4 protein-coding genes are annotated in these 2,932 nt (G+C 70.8%); 2 read left to right on the top strand and 2 right to left on the bottom strand.

Going from position 1 to position 2,932, the window contains the following annotated elements:
* Positions 1-46 precede the first annotated feature (46 nt).
* Positions 47-544, bottom strand: coding sequence for a thiol peroxidase (tpx, locus tag G6028_RS11660; RefSeq protein WP_182639628.1), 498 nt, complete (start codon positions 542-544; stop codon positions 47-49).
* 9 nt (positions 545-553) lie between these two features.
* Complete coding sequence (locus G6028_RS11655; protein ID WP_182658967.1) at positions 554-1,228, bottom strand: DNA-3-methyladenine glycosylase family protein; 675 nt, start codon at positions 1,226-1,228, stop codon at positions 554-556.
* Between the two features lie 125 nt (positions 1,229-1,353).
* Between G6028_RS11655 and G6028_RS11650 the strand changes: the two genes are divergently transcribed.
* Together G6028_RS11650 and G6028_RS11645 are read left to right on the top strand one after the other, a co-directional pair.
* Positions 1,354-1,986, top strand: coding sequence for a YdcF family protein (locus tag G6028_RS11650; protein ID WP_179523694.1), 633 nt, complete (start codon positions 1,354-1,356; stop codon positions 1,984-1,986).
* Between the two features lie 89 nt (positions 1,987-2,075).
* Positions 2,076-2,932, top strand: an 857-nt coding sequence (locus G6028_RS11645) for a pirin family protein (RefSeq protein WP_182658966.1), incomplete at its 3' end; no start/stop codon positions are given.

The following is a 2,932-nucleotide window of genomic DNA, read 5'->3' as shown; positions in this document are numbered from 1 at the left end:
GCCGGCCCGCCTCCACACGGAGGCGGGCCGGCGGTCGTGAGTGTGATCAGTTGAGAGCGGCGAGCGCGGAGTCGTAGTCCGGCTCGGTGGTGATCTCGTCGACGAGCTGGGTGTAGACGACCTTGCCCTCGGCGTCGAGAACGATGACCGAGCGGGCGCACAGGCCGGCCAGGGGGCCGTCGGCCATCGTGACGCCGTACGTCGAGGCGAAATCGCTGCGGAAGGTGGAACCGGCGGAGGCGTTCTCGATGCCCTCGTCGGCGGCGAAACGCTTGAGCGCGAAGGGGAGATCGGCCGAGACGTTGACGACCGCGGTGTTGTCCAGGCCGGTGGCCTTCTCGTTGAAGGTGCGGACGGACTGGGCGCAGACGCCCGTGTCGACGCTCGGGAAGATGTTGAGCACGACGTTCTTGCCCGCCAGCGACTCGGAGGTCACGGCTGACAGGTCGGTGCCGACCAGCTCGAACGCCGGGGCGGTGGTGCCGACGGCGGGGAGCTCGCCGGACGTGGTGACGGGATTTCCCTTGAATGCGGTGGTTGCCATGCGTCCGTTCTACCGGACGGCGGGCGCGGGCGGCGCTGGCACTGCCTGGCCGGTCTGGTCCACCGCCCGCCACAGGTACCAGGAGGCGACCGACCGGTAGGGGGCCCAGCTCTCGGCACGGGTGAGCATCCGGGTGGCGGTGGGGGGTCCGTCGAGTCCCGTGACCCGCTCGAATCCGCGCCGGACGCCGACATCGGCCACGGGGAACACGTCGGGCCTGTCCAGCAGGAAGATCAGCAGCATCTCCACCGTCCACCGGCCCACCCCGCGGACGGTGGTCAGGGAGGCGACCACCTCCTCGTCGTCGAGTTCCTCCAGCTCCGCCAGGGTGGGGATCCGTCCGGTCCCCACCGCGTCGGCGAGGTCGCGGAGCGCGGCGATCTTGGGTCGGGAGACCCCGCAGGCACGGATCTCGTCGTCGGAGAGGGTGGTGAGGAGGCCGGGGTCGAGATGCCGGGGCCCGGCCGCCCGCTCCCTGAGGCGACCGGCGATCCTCGCGGCCGCCTTGACCGACAGTTGCTGGGACAGGATCGAGGAGGCCAGGCGGTCGAACAGGGTGTGCGGTCCGGCGTCCGGGGCGGGCGCGAGGGTGCACGGACCGACGGTCTCGATGTGGCGTCCGAGCTCGGGGTCCGCTCGGGAGAGGTATCGGACCGCGGCCGATTTGTCGTATCCTGCGGGCATACGAGCAGGGTACCGGGCGGTTTTCTGACCCATCCTGCCTCACGGGTAACAGCGGTACCGTGGCTACCGATAACTATCGGGTCACGAAATGAGTCACACACTTTTCTCGGGGGAGGAACGCCATCGTGCGTAGGACACACATCCGTCTCGCAGCGGTCGCGGCCACGGCGGCGCTCGCGCTGGGGGCCGGTGCAGGGACCGCATCCGCGGGTTCGGCGGAGCTCCCGTCGGGCACCGCGCTCTACAACGGGCTGACCATGGTGGGCTGCCAGTATGTCGACCAGTCGATGCTGCAGATGTGCGGCGGCCTGGACGCGCTCACGAGCGACGACCCGGCGGTGCTCACGGTCAATCCGTTCACCACCGACATCGTGATCCTGGGCGCGGGCCTCTATCCCGACGGGGGGATCCGGCCGGTGCTCGAGGAGCGGCTGAGGACAGGCTTCCGGCTCGCGCGGGAGTACCCCACAGCCCGCATCATCGTGACCGGTGGAGTCCCGCAGAACGGCCGCACGGAGGCCCGCGCGATGGGCGACTGGCTCCGCGGCGCCGGGATCGCACCGTGGCGGATCACCGAGGAGGGCAACTCCAACTCGACGGTCCAGAACGCCCGGTTCACCGACCAGATCTTCCGCGAGCGCGGGACCACCGGCGCGGTCGTGGTCTCCACGGGCGACCACGTCCAGCGTGCGGTGCTCAACTTCCGCCAGGCGGTCGACGGCCGGATTCCGGTGACCGGAGTGGTGGCCCGGGGCTGACCCGGGCTCGGCCGCGGGAGGGAACAAACCGCCAGGGCCCGGAGTTGTATGACGCGACAGCAATTACCGTCCCGTCAGAGGAGAGGCCAGTGTCCGCCATCCGTCAGGTAGTCCCGCTCGGCGCGCAGTGGCCCGGTGTCGACCCGTTCCTGTTCGCGGTCCACCACCGCGACGAGTTCCCCGCGGCCGAGGGGGAGACCATGCGTCCCGCGGCCTCCCTGGAGGGCCGGTCCATCGGAGGCGACTTCTCCGGCAAGGACGGCTGGTCGATGTACCACGGCTCAGAGGTGCCCGGCTTCCCCCAGCACCCACACCGCGGCTTCGAGACCGTCACCGTGGTGCTCGACGGCGTGGTGGACCACTCCGACTCGTTGGGCGCCGCCGCCCGCTTCGGTCACGGTGACACACAGTGGCTCACCGCCGGTGCGGGGATCTCGCACTCGGAGATGTTCCCCCTGCTGGATCCCGACGCGACCAACACCATGGAGTTGTTCCAGATCTGGCTCAACCTGGCCCCCGAGGACAAGTCCGCCGAGCCGTACTTCGACATGTTCTGGTCCGAGGACACCCCGGTCGTCGTCCGCGGTGAGGAGGGGGCCGCCGCGCGCGTCCGGGTGATCGCCGGGGAGATCGACGGGATCCGGGCACTCGACCCGCCACCGCACTCCTGGGCCGCGCGCCCGGACAGCCACCTCGCCATCTGGATCGTCACCCTCGACCCCGGGGTCAGCACCGAGCTCCCGGCGTTCGACCCGTCCGCCTCCCGGGTCCTGTACAACTACGGCGGCGAGCTGACCGCCGACGGGCAGCGGCTCGGCTACGACGCCGCCGTGCTCGCCCCCGAGGCCGTCACCGTGAGCGCGGGCGAGGACGGCGCGGCGTTCCTCGTGCTGCAGGCCCGGCCGATCGGGGCGCCCGTGGTCCAACAGGGTCCGTTCGTCGGCAA

It is taken from the genome of Dietzia cercidiphylli, from assembly GCF_014145145.1.
Classification (GTDB): Bacteria; Actinomycetota; Actinomycetes; order Mycobacteriales; family Mycobacteriaceae; genus Dietzia; species Dietzia natronolimnaea.
This window is presented reverse-complemented; position numbering and strand designations above follow the sequence as displayed.

What these genes read in the sequence shown, in the direction of transcription:
- tpx (WP_182639628.1), bottom strand. Translation starts at nt 544, where the DNA reads ATGGCAACCACCGCATTCAAGGGAAATCCCGTCACCACGTCCGGCGAG.
- G6028_RS11655 (WP_182658967.1), bottom strand. Translation starts at nt 1,228, where the DNA reads ATGCCCGCAGGATACGACAAATCGGCCGCGGTCCGATACCTCTCCCGA.